A 16,289-nucleotide genomic window follows, 5' to 3' on the forward strand; every position below is an offset into this window, starting at 1 on the left:
TTGGTTCGTCCGTTCACGAACCAACAAAGCCCACCTTCTATTGAAGGCGGGCTTGTGTCAGTAGGTCATCGTCCACGTGAGTTTCTGGAGCCAATAAATTACATATTTCCCGATGGGCAAGTCGGTCTGAATCTCATCATAGGCGAGCGTATACGTCCCTTGCTCGTTGTTCCAGAGACGCTTGAAGTACCCGTCGATCTCTTGGATGAACGCGGTCTCCTCCGTCGTGACGACTTCGACATCTGCTTCCAAGTTGTAATCGTTCATGTTGCGGGTCGTATAGTTGCCCGACCCGATGACGACGACGCGACGGTCGCCTTCCACGTACAGCATCTTCGGATGATACTGCTCTTGGCCGACCTCGTACCAGCGAATCTCGATTTGTTCTGGGTTGACCGTGTTCAATTCCGCGGCGACCGGCAAGTTCGGCAATCCTGACTTGTCGCGCCCGAACGCGTTCGTATTCGGGTCAAGAATCAGTTTGACGAAGACACCGCGCTCGGCAGCCTCATGAATGGCTTGAATGATATTGCGGTCGGCCAAGTAGAACATGCCGATCCAAATCGTCTCGCCCGACTCCGCTTCTTCCATCGCATTGATGACGGCGTCCTGAATCTTGGATTCCGTGACGTAACGGATTTGCATCGGGCCCTCCGACGGTTCATCGCGCAGATTCGCGAGCTTCTCCTCGCTCGGGAAGCGTTCGGCATCCCCTTTCGAGAACGTCGCAATCGCTTCTTCCCCTTCGAGGATATCCGCTAAAATCGGTCCGTCGAGCCGCACCCCGACGTTCGAATGATAACCGCTCGCATCGTGCGGGTTGGCCGATAAGACGAAACCGTCATTCTCGGTGACCATCACTTTGCGGTGGTTCGCTTTCACGTTCAACAGTCGTAAATACGACCGAATCGTAATGTCCGGGGCCGATTTGGCCATCGGATTCGGCAACCAGCCGTTCTGACTGTCGCCGAACCATTGGAACCCGATGCGATAAAGCGTCGAATACAAGATGTTCGGGTCGCGGAGCGCATCGAGGTTCGTATACACAATCTCCGCCCCCGCTTCCTTCAAGACGTCTAAATGGTCAGCCGCGTGACCGTTGTAGGTCGTGTTAATCTCGTCCGTAATTAAGACGACGTTCATGTCGGGATAGGCCTTCATCTGTTCGAGCAACGCTGTTGACAAACTGGCCGTGATGTCCGGATATTGTCGGTCTTCGTTCGAATATGGGTTGAATAAGAAAAAGTCCATGACGATATATTCCCGCGCCTCGCGGATTGACCGCTCGACGTCTTGAAAAATCTCTTGCTCGTTCACTTCCGTGTCTTCCCCTTGATGCGTCAAATCAGCTAGAAAATCGATTTGGTCATCCGAAATCGCGACCGGTTCCGACGCACGTGACACCCCTTCCGGTAGCGGCTTGACTTGATGGTATACCATCGTGATGAGGAAGAGTAAGGCGAATGCGGCCAGGCCCCATTTCAACCAGCCTTTCTTCCGTTTCTTGCGTTCCATAAGGCATCATCTCCTTTATTATTGTCCTCTAAAAAACGGGCTGTAGTCCCCTACAGCCCGCTCGTTCATACTTCCATGATGATCGGAAGAACCATTGGGTGTCTTCGTGTTTTTTGTGCCAAGTATGGCGTGAGTGTATCCGAGACGAGTTGTTTCAACTCCGACCACTTCATCTGTTTGTTCGACAAGCCTTGCTCGACCGTCTTCTTGAGCAAACGCTCGCCATCCCGAATCAAGCTACCCGATTCACGCATATAGACGAAGCCGCGTGAAATGATATCCGGACCTGAGACGAGTTTACGCGTCTTGCCGTCAATGCTGATGACGACGACGACGAGTCCGTCCTCTGACAGGATACGACGATCGCGCAAGACGATATTGCCGATGTCCCCGATGCCGTTCCCGTCGACGTAGACGGCGTTGGCCGAGATTTTCCCAGTGATGGCGGCCGAGTCGGCGTCAACGGCGAGCACTTCACCATTATCCATGATGAAGCTGTTCTCTCTCGGGATTCCGACCGACTCAGCGAGTTCGGCGTGTTTCACCAACATGCGATACTCTCCGTGAATCGGCATGAAGAATTTCGGGTTGAGGAGACGGATCATGAGCAATTGTTCTTGTTGCGAACCGTGACCCGACGTATGGATGTTCGTCAACTTGCCGTAGACGACGTCCGCACCGGCTTTATACAATTGGTCGATCGTCTTCCCGACCGAGATGGCGTTCCCCGGAATCGGAGATGACGAGAAGATGACCGTGTCGCCAGGAATGATTGATACTTGACGGTGTGTCCCGTTGGCGATGCGGCTGAGCGCTGCCATCGGCTCGCCTTGTGAACCGGTACAAAGAATCGCCACTTCATGCGGCTCGTAGTTCCGTAACTGATTCGCTTCGACGATCATACCTTTCGGGACGTTGATGAAGCCGAGCTCTTGCCCGATTGTCATGACCTTGTCCATCGAGCGACCGAAGATGGCCAAATGGCGTCCTGTCTCGGCACATGCGTCGACGACTTGTTGCAGGCGATAGATGTTCGAGGCGAACGTCGCAAAGATGATGCGCCCTTCCGCCTTCCGGAACGTCTCGCTGATCGTGCCGCCGACAACTTTTTCACTCATCGTGAAACCTTCGACTTCCGCGTTCGTCGAATCGGACAAGAGGCAAAGCACGCCTTCTTTCCCGATGTCTGCCATCTTGGCGATGTCAGCCGGTTCACCGACCGGGGTGAAGTCGAACTTAAAGTCGCCGGTATGAACGATATTTCCTTGCGGCGTCTTCACGACGACACCGAGCGAGTTCGGAATCGAGTGAGTCGTGCGGAAGAACGAGATGCTCGTCTTTCTGAACTTGACGATCGTGTCCTCGTCAATCTCATGCAGTTCCGCTTCACGGAGCAACCCGTGCTCTTCGAGTTTCACTTTAATCAAGCCGAGCGCGAGTTTTGTCGCGTAAATCGGGAGCTTCACTTGTTTCAAGAGAAACGGGATGCCTCCGATGTGGTCTTCGTGACCGTGGGTAATGAATACCCCTTTGACTTTATCTTTGTTTTTAATCAAGTACGAGTAATCAGGGATCACGTAGTCGATTCCAAGCAAGTCATCCTCCGGGAACATGACGCCCGCATCGATGACGATGATTTCATCTTGGAATTGAACAACGTACGTGTTCTTCCCGATTTCTCCGAGTCCGCCTAATGCAAACACAGCTGTTTGGTGGTTCTTTACAAACTTCATTTAATCTCTCCTTACTACAAGTAGTTGATGTTCATCTATGTGAAACATAAGTGATTCTCGCAATATAATTACGTTCCGTAAGATTCTTTCTTCATTATAGCTCATATTGTGACAATATTTCACTAATGACGTAAGATTGAGGGCGGTTTCTCGATTTCGTGTTATGCTTTTTAGCATACAACTGACTTATTCAAGACAGAGAAAGCATGGTGAAGAAAAATGGAAGATAAGAAAGTAGTCTTTTTTGACATCGATGGCACGTTGCTCCATGAAGGGTCGTACATTCCCCCTTCGACGATTGCGGCCATTCAGCAGCTGCGTCACAACGGCGTCGAAACGTTCATCGCGACGGGGCGTGGCCCGGCGATGTTATCCGATATCCCAGAACAGCTCGGCATCGACAGCTTCGTCTGTTACAACGGACAAATCGTCGTCCACCAAGGCGAGGTCGTCTATCGGAACACGTTGCCGACCGACGCGCTCCGTCGCTTGACCGATCATGCCGGCTCAAACGACCATACGCTCGTCTATCTCGGACAACATCGTGGCGGTGCGACGAAAGCGAACGACCATGTCGTCGAACAGTCGCTCGGCGAACTCGACATGCCGATTCCGACATATGACCCGAACTTCCATATCGAACAGGCCGTCTATCAGACGCTCCTCTATTGCACGCCTGAAGAAGAGCATCATTATGTGGACGCGTATGGCGAGTTTGATTTCATCCGCTGGCATCCGCACGCCATGGACGTCATCAACCGTGGCGCCAGCAAAGCCGACGGTATCCGCCATTTCATCGAGACGAACGGCTACCGACTCGAGAATACGTACGCATTCGGCGACGCCTTGAACGATTTGGCGATGCTCCAATACGTCGGAACCGGCATCGCCATGGGCAATGCCCGTGTCGAAGCGAAAGAAGTCGCCGACTTCGTGACGAAGTCGATTCTCGAAGACGGCATCGAGTACGGCTTAAAATCAATGAAGCTCATCTAATGAAAAACGAGAGGCGCACGCCTCTCGTTTTTTTATCTGGACCGAAGTGTACGTTCGAGTCGATCCAAGTCCGTGTCTTTTCCGATGATGATCAAGATGTCCTCTGGCAAAATCATCTCGTCGGCTTGCGGTGAGATGATGACGTCGTCATTGCGGCGCACCGCGACGATGTTGACGCCGTATTTGGCGCGAAGGTCTAAATCGATGAGCGACTTGTTCGACAATTTGTCTGACGCTTTAATTTCAACGATCGAGTGCTCGTTCGAGAGTTCGAGGTAGTCAAGGATGCTTTGGCTCATCAATCCGTTCGCAATCCGAATGCCCATGTCACGCTCTGGGTGGACGATGTTATCGGCCCCGATGCGGCGCAACACTTTCTCGTGATAATCATTCGTCGCCTTGACCGTGATGATTTGAACACCGAGCTCTTTTAAGATGAGCGTCGTCAAAATCGAGGCTTGGATGTTTTCACCGATGGCCACGATCACGTGTTCAAAGTTGCGAATGCCGAGACTTTTCAATACGTTCTCGTCGGTCGTATCCGCGATGACCGCATGTGTCGCCAATCCCATAAACTCGTTGACGCGTTCTTCATCGGCATCAATCGCCAACACATCGTAACCGTTCGCCGACAGTTCACGAACGATCGAGCCGCCAAACCGTCCTAATCCGATGACTGCAAATTCACCTGTCATAATTTCATACATCCCTTTCCTACGCTGTTTCTGTTCTCGATTCTTCGTACAGTGTAACCGATTCCCTTCAAAAAAACTATATAAAAAAAGACCGGAAAATCCGGTCTTTACGCTTTACCACTCGAACGCTTTCCACGTACGTAATCATTGTCGAACAAGAACAGGCGTAGTAAGAGATACAGCGCCGGTACGAGCAAGAGCAATCCGAGGATGAAGACGACGACGAGGGCGATGGCCATCGACTCGTTGACGACGCTTCCGTTGATGTCGATGTACGGATAAAGGATGTACGGCAAGTGCGTATAACCGTATCCGAACCAGGCCATAAAGAACTGACCCATGACCATCAAGAACGCGAGGCCGTAGTTGCGTTTCATGTAGACGAGCGCAACCGCTATAGCGAAGAAGATGAAGCTTGTGGCGAACCACCACCAGTTGCCGGCTAAGATACTCTCATAATGCCAAGCCGCCTGCGACTTCAACCCGAAGAAGACGAGGCCCGACGCGATAATCGTCGGTACACTCCAGAACAAGGCCCATTTCCGAACGAGCGGGACCGCCTGGGCGTCACGCGCCTTGTCGGCATAGAACAAGAGGAACATGGCACTAATATAGAGCACCGACACGATGGCCAAGATGACGACGGTCCAAGAGTAGAAGTTGGTGAACAACTTCATGCCGTCAAAGAAGACGCCGGACTCGGTCTCATTGATGAATCCGCCTTGGCTGACCGTGAGCACGGTCGACATCGACGCCGGGATTAACAATCCGGTCGCACCATACAAGAACATATAGAACGTGCTCTCTTTTGAGCCATAGTTGGCGAACGCGTAGAAACTACCGCGAATCGCCAACAGAATCAACACGACCGAGGCCGGTACGAGAAGCGCCGTCCCGTAATAGTACGCCGTGTCCGGAAAGAACCCGACGATCCCGACGAAGAAGAAGACGAAGAACACGTTCGTCACTTCCCACGTCGGCGATAAATACCGTGCAATCAGACGGTTGATCTTTTGGTCCCGCTTCGTGTACTTACTATAGAAAGCGAAGAAGCCGGCACCGAAATCAATCGATGCGACGATGAGATAGCCGTACAAAAACGTCCATAGTACGGCAATCCCTAATTCTTGAATCTGCATGTCATACCCTCCGATCACACTTCATCTGCGAACATCGCTTCACCGCGATGCTCCGATTGTTTTAGTTCTTTCCCTACTGGGTTGTCCTTGAACAGACGAGTCAAGACGAGTACCGTGACCACGCCAAGAACTGCATACAGGATCGCAAAGGCGATAAGCATCCATCCTACGTTTGCCGATGTCGTCGCCGCTTCACTCGTGCGCATCAAATCGTAAAGCGCCCACGGCTGACGGCCGAACTCTGCGAAGAACCAACCAAATTCGATGGCCATCATCGCGAGCGGACCGCCTGCGGCGATGGCGATGAGCATCGGTTTACTGAATTGAGGCAGCCGCTTGATATACCGTCCGAGCACGAACAAGAACGAAATCAAGGCCAGTAACATCCCAATCCCGACCATCGCGTCGAACAGATAGTGGATGAACAGTGGAGGTTGATCTTCTTTCGCAAATTCATCAAGACCGGTCACCTCGTAGTTCGGGACACCGCCCGCTAAGATTGACAAGGCGTACGGAATCTTCAAGGCGCCACGTACTTCGTAACCGCCCGCTCCGTCTTCTTCAAGCCATCCGCCTAAAATCAGTTCGGCTTCCGAGGAGGTTTCAAAATGCCACTCCGCCGCCGCCAATTTGTCTGGCTGGTACTTCGCCAAGTATTTACCTGAGAAGTCACCGACGAGAGCAGTCGCAATCGCGAAGATGAGCGCTACCGTCATCGTCAAACGAAGACCTTTTTTATGATACTCGATTGACAACTTGTCGAGTTGGTTCCGTCGTTGACGGAGCAACTGGACAGCGGCGATGGCCGCTAAAATGAAAGCCGATGTCAGAATGGCCGACGTCAAGACGTGCGCCATTTTTGTCGGCATCGCCGGACTGAACATCGCCTCGAGCGGACTCACGTTGGCGAGTCGGCCATCGACGATATCAAATCCGACCGGCTGGTTCATGAAGCTGTTGACGGTCGTAATGAAGAACCCTGAGAACAAAGCTCCGACCGCGACCGGAATCCCGACAAGCATATGATGCCACGGGTTTTTAAACCGATCCCACGTGTACAAGTAAATCCCGAGGAAGATCGCTTCAAAGAAGAAGGCGAACGTTTCCATGAACAGTGGAAGTGCGATCGTTTGACCGGCGACCCGCATGAGGTTCGGCCAAAGTAAAGACAGCTGGAGCCCGATTGCCGTACCTGTCACGACACCGACCGCTACTGTGACGACGTATCCCCGTGACCACCGACGGGCCATCAAGGTGTATTTCGGATCTTTCTTTTTAATACCTAGAAATTCTGCCAATAAAATGAGTAATGGAACCCCGACGCCGATTGTGGCAAATATCACGTGGAAACCCAACGTGAGTGCCGTTAACGCCCGGCTCATCAGGACAGGATCTTGAAACATCTATTGATTACCTCCTATCTCTCTCTAGCGCGTTAAACCAATGTGCACCGCGCAACATCACAGATGATTTCCCTTGGATACCCTTATCATAATGATTTTATATAGCGCTGTAATGTCTCAATGCTTGAGTTCGCAAAATGTTCACATTTGAGCAAGCTTAACAAAATCGACGCTTTACAACTCTTACTTTTTTCCCAAATCTTTAACGATTCACGCACAATTCTACACATTTCATACAAAAAAGCGGACACCGTCGTGTCCGCTTGCTTCATTTAATGATGGCCGTTCTAAAGAAATGATCGAACAATTCGATGGCGACATCGATGGCCCGTTCATCCGGATTGAGCGTCGATTGATGAAGACCCGACCCCATATCGTTCACACCGAGCCAGACCATAAACCCAGGTACTTGTTTCAGCATGTATCCGAAATCTTCCCCGGTCATGGCCGGGACGCACGTCTTGTAAGAGTATCCGACTTCCTCGACCGCTTCTTCGAATTGGAACAAATACCGCTCGTCATTGACGACCTCGTGGTAGCGGTTGCCGAACTCGAGGTCGATGTGGACGTTATACGTCATCTCCACCCCGGCGATGATTTGACGGATGCGCCGTTCGAGCACGACCATTTCCTTGTCCGACAAGGCCCGAATCGTTCCGTCGAGTTTCGCCGTGTCCGCGATGATGTTCTCTTTCGTCCCGGCCGTCACTTTCCCGATTGAGACGACGGCGCTGCCCATCGGGTCGATGTTCCGCGAGACGATTGTTTGCAGCTGCATAATCAACGCGGCCTGGACAATCACGGCATCAATCCCGGCGTGCGGGAAGGCACCGTGACCGCCTTTTCCATGAATCGTCAAATGTAACTCACGCGCACTCGCGAACAGTACACCCGGACGCGACGCGATTGTGCCGACCGGATATTCCGGCGCGACGTGCAGTCCGAACATCGCATCAGGGCGGAAGTGATAAAACAATTCCGACACGGCCATCGGTTCGGCTCCACCCGGACCTTCTTCGGCCGGTTGGAAGAAGATGACAAGGTGGTGGTCGAGCGGCTGCTCAACGGCCCGTTTAATCAATCCGAGGGCAATTGCCATGTGGACGTCGTGGCCACAGGCGTGCATCATCCCTTCATGAATCGAGGCGAACTCGAGTCCCGTCTCTTCCGTAATCGGCAAACCGTCCATGTCGGCCCGGTACCCAATCGTCTTCTCACCGACGAGTCCGTCGATGCGGACGAACAAACCGGTGCGCCAATGCGAGATGTGTACCCGCGGCGAGTTCAACGACCGAATCAGCTCCTCGAGCGTCGCTTGTGTCTTGAACTCTTCATAGCCTCGTTCTGGAATCAAATGTAACTGCCGTCTTGCCTCAATTGCCCAACTCATTCCACACTCTCCTTTGTCACTTCATCAACAATTTCCCAAAACGCCTTCACTTGCGCGAGCTCGAGCATCGACTCGGTCGAGAGCATCCACGTGTCCCGGACGAGCGGCGTCCCGTCCGACGACGTGAGCGGAATCTTATTGATTTCCTCCACATCACGAATCGTCGACTCGGGTAAAATCGCGAATCCGATTCCGTGTAACGCCATCTGTTTGCACGTCTCGATTTGGTCGACGACGAGCGTTGTGAGCGGCGGGCTCGAGAAGCGCTCTTGCCACCACTCCAAAATTTCTTGATAGTACGTCGAGTCACTCTTGAATTGAATGAACGAACGCTCGTTGTTTTTTAATTGTTTTAAATCGGTCATCCGCAAGTCGACCAGGTGGAGCGAATCCGAGAACAGTTTCATCTTCTCGCCGCGCCAATCCGGATTCCCGCGAATGATGCCGATATGGAAATTTTCCTCTAGCATATAGCGCATCATCTCGCTTGACCAGCCTGTCACCAGTTTGACCCGGACCGACGGATACCGCTCGACGAATCGTTTCAAGACGCGCGGTAGCCAATACTGCCCCATGATGGATGCGACGGCAATTTTTAAAGTACCATACACCTCACCTTGTTGCGCTGTCAACTCTCCGCGCAGCTCCTGCTCTTCGCTATACATCTTCTTCGCGAAGTCGATAATTTTTTCACCGTCCGGCGTCAGTGCGAGGCCCCGTGTCGAACGGACGAAAATTTTCTTGCCCCACTGATGCTCGATTGTGACGAGACGCTGACTGAGTGCGGGCTGGGAGACGAACAGGCGCTCCGCCGCTTTACGCATATTCAACTCTTCGGCGAGGACGATTAACACTTCCACTTCTGATACTTGCATGACGTCACCTATTTCTCTATCGTTTCAAAGATTGTATACTGGATACGTTATTGTTTCACTGTATCATATCATGTTTGTCGATTAGTTTTGAATTGTCAGGAGGAAATCAGATGCAACGTCATCATTTTGCCTTTATTGTCGCCACGATCGCGACGCTCGGCAGTCTTTATTTCTCAGAAATCATGCTGTATGTGCCATGCAAGTTATGTTGGTTCCAACGCATATTTATGTATCCGCTCGCCATCTATTACTTGACGGTGCTGCTCTCGAACCGTTCCGTGAACAAATTGTTCGTCGGTCTCATGGCCGGTGCGGGGTGGGCGATTGCGCTCTATCACGTCATTCTCGAACGCATCCCGAACGGTGACGCGTTCTGCAGCAACGACTGTTTGATTCGTTGGGTGAACTACTTCGGGTTTCTCACAATCCCGTTGCTCAGCTTGATTGCGTTCACGCTCATCTTGCTCATCCAATTCGTGCCGACACGCGCGAAGCGCTAATCTGTGATACACAAAAGAACCGGTCTATCGATCGGTTCTTTTGTTTGATTTATTATTGCTTTGGCCGGCATCCTTCGTTCCTGGGGCGATGCGGATGCCTCCGCAGCGCGAATCGCGCTTTACGGGGTCGTCCTTGCATCGCTCTCCCCTAGGAGTTCGGTTGCCGGCTTTTGGCATCGATTGATCTGTAGCGTAGGGAAGTCCCTTCGATCCGGCCCGTGGCGCCCTGACTCATGCAGGAAATCAATCCGACGAAGACCCCGCAGTGCCGGATTCGGCGCGAGGAGGCTTCGGGATTGCCTGCTGAAAGCATGGGCGCCTAACGGGACGGTTCGAAAGCTATCACATAAAAAAGAACCAGCCGGGGCTGGTTTTTAACATCACTGCCACCACTCGTCATAGAGCGAGGCCGGCATATGGTGCTTATGGCGTGACCGTTTGAAGATCGTCTCAATCCGTTCGGCGATGGCCGGATCGACCGACTTCCCTTCGAGGTAATCATCAAGTTGATCATATGTCATCCCGAGGGCGACCTCGTCCGGGAGTCCCGGTTTGTCATCTTCCAAATCAGCCGTCGGTACTTTGTAAATCAAGCTTTCATGCGCTTCAAGTTCATGGAGCAACGCTTTCCCTTGGCGTTTGTTCAATCCAGTGAGCGGCGTCAAATCGGCTGCCCCGTCCCCGTGCTTCGTGTAAAAACCAGTGACATATTCGGCCGCATGGTCCGTACCGACGACGAGGGCACCGTATGTGGCCGCGATGTCGTATTGCACTTTCATCCGCTCGCGCGCTTTCGTGTTGCCTTTATGGAAGTCGCCGAGCTCGAGTCCAGTCGCTTCATGGAACGCGTTGGCCGATGCATCGACGGCCGGTTTCACGTTGACCGTGAACGTCTTGTCCGGTCGAATGAAATCGAGAGCACGTTTGGCGTCGGCCTCATCATGCTGCTCGCCGTACGGGAGACGGACGGCGTAAAATGTATAGTCCGCGTTCGTTTCCTCTCGCAATTCTTCCATCGCCAGTTGACAGAGCTTGCCCGCGAGCGATGAATCCTGTCCTCCCGAGATGCCGAGGACGAGCCCGTTCGCGCCTGCCCGTTTGACGTAAGCCTTCAAAAAGTCGATCCGGCGACGAACCTCTTCGGCCGGATTGATGGATGGTTTGACGTGTGTCGAATCGATGATATGTTGCTGCATTCTCAACTTCCTCCCTATCTAATATCGGTTTGCCTAATTGTCTGACAATCTATGGATGCCGTCAACTTGTTTCATTCCCGAAACAAAACGACGGAAACCTAGGTTTCCGTCGTCCGGTTATTGAATTCGGAACGATGCGACGTCGCCGCCGATAGGTGTCATCTCCAAGAATAATGCTTTTCCTGCCGGTGGTTCTTCATCCATCAAGACACCAAACGTAAAACCGCCGCTCGTCACTTCGGCCGCACCTTGGGCATACAGATTATGACCGTCCGAGACGCTCCACTCGAATTCTTCGACGTCTGTATATCCAGAAACGTCAATCGTGTTACCGTTCAATTTGATAGCCACGTCGCGGAATGAACCGTCCGTTTGCGCGGGCTGGTCGCTCGGCTCTTCAGCCGGTTCCTCTGTCGTTTCTTCCGTCGTTTCATCGGCCGGCTCTTCCGGAGTTTCTTCCGTCGGTACCTCGGCCGCTTCGACGGTCAGCGACTGCTGATCTGTGACCGCCATCTCAGGGGCACCTTCAACTTGGGCGAGACCGACGAAATCGACCGTATATTCTCCCGCTTCGAGCGTGAGTGGGAACATTTCGTCGAACACTTTCTTCTCGCCTGGTGCCCATGTCTCTTCAATAATCGATTCCGTGAACATATATTCACTGCCGTAATCGAAGATGGTCGTGTCCCCGTTCATCACCGTCATCTGAAAGCGTTGCGACGAATTGAACGTCACGTTGACGGGCTCCTCGTTCGGATTCGTCATTGACACGGTTGCCGACAATTGTTTGGACTCGGCATCATAGCTCACGTCCGTCTCGAGTGTCAATAAGGCAGGCGGTGTCGACGTGTTACCGTCCACATCGCTCGGGTTCGCTTCTTCTTTGCTGCAAGCCGCGACGACTAACATCATCGCCGTAACGATTGCCAATAACCAAGTTTTCTTCACGTATCCCACTCTCCTCTGAAAAATAAAAAAACGTCTATAGCACTAGTGTATACGTTCGTGCAGACGTTTGTAATGGGTTTACGGATATTATTCACCTTTATTATGAAACTTGGACGTTTTCCACGTATTGCTGCCATCCTGTCATGAACAACGCGTCAGCGACATCGATATCGGATCGAACTTGTGCAGAGATCGAGAACGTCTCGCTGTGAATCGACTCAAAGATGACCGTGATCATACCATCGACGACTTCCTTATAGGCTACGAGTTCTGGTGTTTCTGCAAAAAGCATCATGAGTGTGGCTCCTTTTCGGTTATAAGATATGTATAGTGTATCAACGATTATATTGAGAAGAACGTCCCATCGTTCGACAGGCCAAAAGACCCGTTTACCCAACTGTCGAATTACTGGTATCGATTGTTAGGCTTTTGGATGAATTATCAAATTATTCGTGCAAAAAGAGAGACGAACCGCATTCCGGTTCGTCTCTCTTCCTGTAACTGTAAAAATAATTAAATTCAAGATTGTCGAATGATTTGTTACTTCGTTCGGTTTGAAATTTGTTGCCACACTGTCCCGAGCGCCGTTTCACCGCTCGTGATCCGTTCTTTCGCGAGGCGTGCCTGCAACGAGACCTCGAACTCACGATCGTCTTCGGCGATTTTGAGGGCAGGCACGGCCTGTTCATCTCCACAGTCGAACAAGAAGCGAGCGGCCCGCCAGCGGACGAGCTTGCTCTTGTCTTTGAGCGCCTCAATCATCGAGGGTTGCGACTGTGGCAACGCCCAATCCGATACCGTATCGCCGGCCGTACGGCGGACGATCGGTGACGAGTCGACAAGTGCCTGCTCGATATACGTGACATACTCTTCCCGATTCTCTTCGAACATACCAATCATGACGACCGCTTGTCGACGAATGGCCATCACCTTGTCTTCGAGGGCGCGGCGGAAGTACACCATGTTGTCCGGGGTAATCTCGAGCTCGTCCAAGAATGCCAAACGCGCTTTCCAATCGTCTGATTGCAATTGGTTCGCATTGGCCTCATAATCGGCTTCCCGACCGAACGCCCGGGCGACGATGCGGGCGACCCGCTCTTCCGGATACGCCGCCTCGAGCTCTTCTTGCGCGACGACGCTCACGTCTTCGAGTTCGCCGTAACGCGGGGCTTGTTCGACCCAGCGTCGGTCTTGAATGACGTTTTTCACTTGGGCCTGCACGTCGAGTGCGGCATCGACAAACCGTTTCGACAGACCGACCCGTTTTTCCGAGTCGCCTTTGACGAGTTTCAATTGCATCGGGACGTCGAGAACGAACTGGACCGAGACGTGGACCGGTTCATAGTCCGCCGCCATTTGACTCGCCTCGACTTCCGGCACGTCTTCCCCGAACGCGCGACGAATCTCGTTCATGACGTCGTGCCAATCATGTTTCGGATGACGTTCGACGGCGAGGAAGTCAGAGACGGCATAGACCGACTTGACCCCACGTAAGCCGACGATGTCCTCAATGATTGGCGGCATGTCACGGCTCGCCTTGTCGTACGTGACACCTCGGCCCGTGAACGCCGGTTCGACGATAATCTTCAAGTTATTTGGACTTGGCGTTGGTTCGATTGCTACTAATTTCATCCTCATCACCTCACTCTCAATCGTGACGAAAACGACAAAAAAACGCAAGCGAGTCGCTTGCGTCGTGAACATCAAAATAGGGCGATGAACTGTTGGAGCGAATACTCGTTTCCTTCGACGGTGAACGTATCATCTTCTGACACGGGCTCGAGGAAGAATCGCTTCTCTCCATCGGCCTTGACGTATCCGAAGATATGGCTCGTTTGATAGAACAATTCCACAATCGTCACCCGGCCGAACGTCATCCCATCATTGATGATTGCCCGGTCCTCCAACTCGCCGCCATTATACAGTTCAATATACGTTTGCATGTTTGTCGTCGCTCCTTTTGTGTTTGTTTTCACAATTCATTTCTATCAAACAATCAGGGCGACTTCAAGTTAATTTTTTGCGTGACGCTTCCAAAAATCAATCCAGTTATAATACTCCGATAACACTCGGTCAATTTGCTGGCGTGACTTCTCATCATGCAATCCAGTCTCATCAATCTTTTCTTTGCAATGGGTAATGAAGATTTCATTTCCTGGTAAAACATTAGCTCGATTTGTGGCAAATACTTGACGGAGATGAATTTGACATCGCGCTGTCCCGAGCATGCCCGGAGACGCCCCGGCAATCATGACCGGTTTCTCACGGAGCGGCGTGCCTGGTTCGAGCGACAGCCAATCGATTGCGTTCTTCAACACACCCGGGATGCTGTGGTTATATTCCGGGGTAACGACGAGCAATCCGTCCGCCTCGCGCACGGCTCGTTTGAAGTCACGTATGACGTCGGGCTCGTCTGGATCGATCAAGTCATCGTTATAGAGCGGCATCTCAATCGAAGCAATCTCGACGTGGAACCGATCATGCCCGAGCTCGATGATCGAATGGAGCAGCGCCGTGTTGTATGACGCCTTACGAAGACTTCCTGATACGGCAACGAGTTTGAATTTAGACATCCTGTACCTCCTTAAACCAATCATTGATGAGTCGTGCTTCAATCTCTGGTGCTTCCATCATACCCATATGGCTATAAGGCACACTCTCGCGTGTATGGCGCTCTGCCCCGAGGAAAGCGCGGGAGCTGTCCATATTCGGATCTTTGTCACCATAGATGAATAGACCCGGCAGTTCGGTCGACCGGACAGTCTCTGTCTCATCGGCACGGTCGCGGATGGCCATCTGGGCGGCGATCACCCCTTCTTTGGACGTCTCGTACCCGATCTGTTTCGCCCGTTCGATTAATGCGTTGTCCGAGTCCGATGCGAAGACACCCGGAATCATCGTATCGATGAACGGATGCACCCCTTCTTCCATCACGCGTTCAATCGCTTCATTCCGCTTCGCTTTGGCCAGGTCTGAATCTGCCGCCGCTGTCGAATGAATCAATCCGAAGCCGGATAGCGCGGCCGGATGGCGACGGACGAGGTTGGTCGTGATATAGCCCCCGAACGAATGACCGAGCACAATCGGACGCTTGAGTTCGCGCAGTTCCATCTCCGCAAGCACCCAATCCGCAAACTGATCCATCGTCTCCGGTCCGGCCTCGGTCCCGGCATGTCCCGGTAGCGTCAGCGCGTATACGTCCGCGTCAAGCAACGGGATGAGTTCCTCAAAATAGTCAGGTGACCCACACAATCCATGTAACAGCACAACTTGTCTCAACGTCATTCCCCCCTTTCGTTCCATTCGTCTTTCAAGAGACGGTACATCGTCAAATCCATGAAGCGGCCATGACTATAGGCATAGTCATGGAGCAGCCCTTCCTCCGTAAAGCCGAGTTTTTGCACCAACCGATTCGATCCTTCGTTCCCCGGGGCGACGAGTGCCGAGATGCGATGAAACTTGAACTCGTCAAACCCGTATCGGATGACGGCCGACGCCGCCTCGAACGCGACACCCCGACGCCAATGGCTCGGCGCGACCTCGAAGCCGATTTCGGCTCGGAAATACTGCGGCGTCCAGTTGTGGAAGCCGATTGTCCCAATCAGTTCGTTCGTATCGCGGTCACAGATGGCCCAGCGAATCGCTTTTCCTTGTTGAAACTGATCTTTGAAATAGGCGATGACGTTCTTTGCCTCGTAGACGGCTAGTAAAGGATCGGACCCGTAATAACGCATCACTTCCTCGGTCGAAAGAATCACATAGAGCGCCCTCGCGTCACGGGGTTCGAGTTCCCTTAAGATGAACCGACTCGTCACGAGCTCGGGAAAGCTTTTTTTCAACCCCCACATATGGAATCCGCCTTTCTGCTTCTTTTCCTCAATTATAACCATTTTCCCAAA

Annotated in this window: 17 protein-coding genes; 2 read left to right on the forward strand and 15 right to left on the reverse strand. The window is 52.3% G+C overall.

Going from position 1 to position 16,289, the window contains the following annotated elements; all coding sequences use genetic code 11:
- Positions 1-57 precede the first annotated feature (57 nt).
- Both KNP83_RS08655 and rnjA read right to left on the reverse strand, forming a co-directional pair.
- Complete coding sequence (locus KNP83_RS08655) at positions 58-1,515, reverse strand: phospholipase D family protein (protein ID WP_214762115.1); 1,458 nt, start codon at positions 1,513-1,515, stop codon at positions 58-60.
- Between the two features lie 65 nt (positions 1,516-1,580).
- A complete protein-coding gene (gene rnjA, locus KNP83_RS08660) occupies positions 1,581-3,248 on the reverse strand; it encodes a ribonuclease J1 (RefSeq protein ID WP_214762116.1) in 1,668 nt (555 codons plus the stop codon).
- Between the two features lie 219 nt (positions 3,249-3,467).
- On the opposite strand from rnjA, the gene KNP83_RS08665 reads away from it, so the two are divergent.
- Positions 3,468-4,244: a Cof-type HAD-IIB family hydrolase gene (locus KNP83_RS08665; protein ID WP_214762117.1), complete on the forward strand. Its 777-nt coding sequence runs from the start codon at positions 3,468-3,470 to the stop codon at positions 4,242-4,244.
- A 32-nt stretch (positions 4,245-4,276) separates the two neighbouring features.
- Here KNP83_RS08665 and KNP83_RS08670 read toward each other — a convergent pair whose 3' ends face one another.
- From KNP83_RS08670 to KNP83_RS08690, 5 genes are all read right to left on the reverse strand, one after another.
- Positions 4,277-4,939: a potassium channel family protein gene (locus tag KNP83_RS08670; RefSeq protein ID WP_029595762.1), complete on the reverse strand. Its 663-nt coding sequence runs from the start codon at positions 4,937-4,939 to the stop codon at positions 4,277-4,279.
- Between the two features lie 107 nt (positions 4,940-5,046).
- Positions 5,047-6,078: a cytochrome d ubiquinol oxidase subunit II gene (locus KNP83_RS08675; protein WP_214762118.1), complete on the reverse strand. Its 1,032-nt coding sequence runs from the start codon at positions 6,076-6,078 to the stop codon at positions 5,047-5,049.
- 14 nt (positions 6,079-6,092) lie between these two features.
- Positions 6,093-7,481, reverse strand: coding sequence for a cytochrome ubiquinol oxidase subunit I (locus KNP83_RS08680; RefSeq protein ID WP_214762119.1), 1,389 nt, complete (start codon positions 7,479-7,481; stop codon positions 6,093-6,095).
- A gap of 268 nt (positions 7,482-7,749) precedes the next feature.
- Positions 7,750-8,871, reverse strand: coding sequence for an N-acetyldiaminopimelate deacetylase (locus tag KNP83_RS08685; protein ID WP_214762120.1), 1,122 nt, complete (start codon positions 8,869-8,871; stop codon positions 7,750-7,752).
- On the reverse strand, positions 8,868-9,746 hold the full coding sequence (locus KNP83_RS08690; protein WP_214762121.1) for a transcriptional regulator CcpC: 879 nt from the start codon (positions 9,744-9,746) through the stop codon (positions 8,868-8,870). Before KNP83_RS08690 ends, KNP83_RS08685 begins: the two co-directional genes overlap by 4 nt.
- A 110-nt stretch (positions 9,747-9,856) precedes the next feature.
- Here KNP83_RS08690 and KNP83_RS08695 point away from each other — a divergent pair, with 110 nt between their 5' ends.
- A complete protein-coding gene (locus tag KNP83_RS08695; protein WP_214762122.1) occupies positions 9,857-10,246 on the forward strand; it encodes a disulfide bond formation protein B in 390 nt (129 codons plus the stop codon).
- A gap of 380 nt (positions 10,247-10,626) precedes the next feature.
- Here KNP83_RS08695 and nadE read toward each other — a convergent pair whose 3' ends face one another.
- The 8 genes from nadE to KNP83_RS08735 form a co-directional block, all read right to left on the reverse strand.
- Positions 10,627-11,442 carry an ammonia-dependent NAD(+) synthetase gene (nadE, locus tag KNP83_RS08700; protein ID WP_214762123.1) on the reverse strand — a complete coding sequence of 272 codons (816 nt, stop codon included), beginning with the start codon at positions 11,440-11,442 and terminating at the stop codon, positions 10,627-10,629.
- 117 nt (positions 11,443-11,559) lie between these two features.
- Positions 11,560-12,390 carry a BsuPI-related putative proteinase inhibitor gene (locus tag KNP83_RS08705; RefSeq protein ID WP_353048539.1) on the reverse strand — a complete coding sequence of 277 codons (831 nt, stop codon included), beginning with the start codon at positions 12,388-12,390 and terminating at the stop codon, positions 11,560-11,562.
- Positions 12,391-12,490: 100 nt separating this feature from the next.
- Complete coding sequence (locus KNP83_RS08710; RefSeq protein ID WP_021066980.1) at positions 12,491-12,685, reverse strand: hypothetical protein; 195 nt, start codon at positions 12,683-12,685, stop codon at positions 12,491-12,493.
- A gap of 245 nt (positions 12,686-12,930) precedes the next feature.
- A complete protein-coding gene (locus KNP83_RS08715) occupies positions 12,931-14,022 on the reverse strand; it encodes a virulence factor (RefSeq protein ID WP_029595766.1) in 1,092 nt (363 codons plus the stop codon).
- A 71-nt stretch (positions 14,023-14,093) separates the two neighbouring features.
- On the reverse strand, positions 14,094-14,333 hold the full coding sequence (locus KNP83_RS08720) for a hypothetical protein (RefSeq protein WP_214762422.1): 240 nt from the start codon (positions 14,331-14,333) through the stop codon (positions 14,094-14,096).
- A 69-nt stretch (positions 14,334-14,402) separates the two neighbouring features.
- Positions 14,403-14,963, reverse strand: a complete 561-nt coding sequence (locus KNP83_RS08725) for an NADPH-dependent FMN reductase (protein ID WP_214762124.1) — start codon at positions 14,961-14,963, stop codon at positions 14,403-14,405.
- Positions 14,956-15,669 (reverse strand): alpha/beta fold hydrolase, encoded by a 714-nt coding sequence (locus KNP83_RS08730; RefSeq protein ID WP_214762125.1) that lies wholly within the window; start codon positions 15,667-15,669, stop codon positions 14,956-14,958. Before KNP83_RS08730 ends, KNP83_RS08725 begins: the two co-directional genes overlap by 8 nt.
- A 2-nt stretch (positions 15,670-15,671) precedes the next feature.
- Positions 15,672-16,238: a GNAT family N-acetyltransferase gene (locus KNP83_RS08735; protein WP_214762126.1), complete on the reverse strand. Its 567-nt coding sequence runs from the start codon at positions 16,236-16,238 to the stop codon at positions 15,672-15,674.
- Positions 16,239-16,289 lie beyond the last annotated feature (51 nt).

Origin of the sequence: Exiguobacterium sp. s146 (genome assembly GCF_018618415.1) — a bacterium.
In the GTDB taxonomy this organism is placed as follows: domain Bacteria; phylum Bacillota; class Bacilli; order Exiguobacteriales; family Exiguobacteriaceae; genus Exiguobacterium.

What these genes read in the sequence shown, in the direction of transcription:
- KNP83_RS08655 (WP_214762115.1), bottom strand. Translation starts at nt 1,515, where the DNA reads ATGGAACGCAAGAAACGGAAGAAAGGCTGGTTGAAATGGGGCCTGGCC.
- rnjA (WP_214762116.1), bottom strand. Translation starts at nt 3,248, where the DNA reads ATGAAGTTTGTAAAGAACCACCAAACAGCTGTGTTTGCATTAGGCGGA.
- KNP83_RS08665 (WP_214762117.1), top strand. Translation starts at nt 3,468, where the DNA reads ATGGAAGATAAGAAAGTAGTCTTTTTTGACATCGATGGCACGTTGCTC.
- KNP83_RS08670 (WP_029595762.1), bottom strand. Translation starts at nt 4,939, where the DNA reads ATGACAGGTGAATTTGCAGTCATCGGATTAGGACGGTTTGGCGGCTCG.
- KNP83_RS08675 (WP_214762118.1), bottom strand. Translation starts at nt 6,078, where the DNA reads ATGCAGATTCAAGAATTAGGGATTGCCGTACTATGGACGTTTTTGTAC.
- KNP83_RS08680 (WP_214762119.1), bottom strand. Translation starts at nt 7,481, where the DNA reads ATGTTTCAAGATCCTGTCCTGATGAGCCGGGCGTTAACGGCACTCACG.
- KNP83_RS08685 (WP_214762120.1), bottom strand. Translation starts at nt 8,871, where the DNA reads ATGAGTTGGGCAATTGAGGCAAGACGGCAGTTACATTTGATTCCAGAA.
- KNP83_RS08690 (WP_214762121.1), bottom strand. Translation starts at nt 9,746, where the DNA reads ATGCAAGTATCAGAAGTGGAAGTGTTAATCGTCCTCGCCGAAGAGTTG.
- KNP83_RS08695 (WP_214762122.1), top strand. Translation starts at nt 9,857, where the DNA reads ATGCAACGTCATCATTTTGCCTTTATTGTCGCCACGATCGCGACGCTC.
- nadE (WP_214762123.1), bottom strand. Translation starts at nt 11,442, where the DNA reads ATGCAGCAACATATCATCGATTCGACACACGTCAAACCATCCATCAAT.
- KNP83_RS08710 (WP_021066980.1), bottom strand. Translation starts at nt 12,685, where the DNA reads ATGATGCTTTTTGCAGAAACACCAGAACTCGTAGCCTATAAGGAAGTC.
- KNP83_RS08715 (WP_029595766.1), bottom strand. Translation starts at nt 14,022, where the DNA reads ATGAAATTAGTAGCAATCGAACCAACGCCAAGTCCAAATAACTTGAAG.
- KNP83_RS08720 (WP_214762422.1), bottom strand. Translation starts at nt 14,333, where the DNA reads ATGCAAACGTATATTGAACTGTATAATGGCGGCGAGTTGGAGGACCGG.
- KNP83_RS08725 (WP_214762124.1), bottom strand. Translation starts at nt 14,963, where the DNA reads ATGTCTAAATTCAAACTCGTTGCCGTATCAGGAAGTCTTCGTAAGGCG.
- KNP83_RS08735 (WP_214762126.1), bottom strand. Translation starts at nt 16,238, where the DNA reads ATGTGGGGGTTGAAAAAAAGCTTTCCCGAGCTCGTGACGAGTCGGTTC.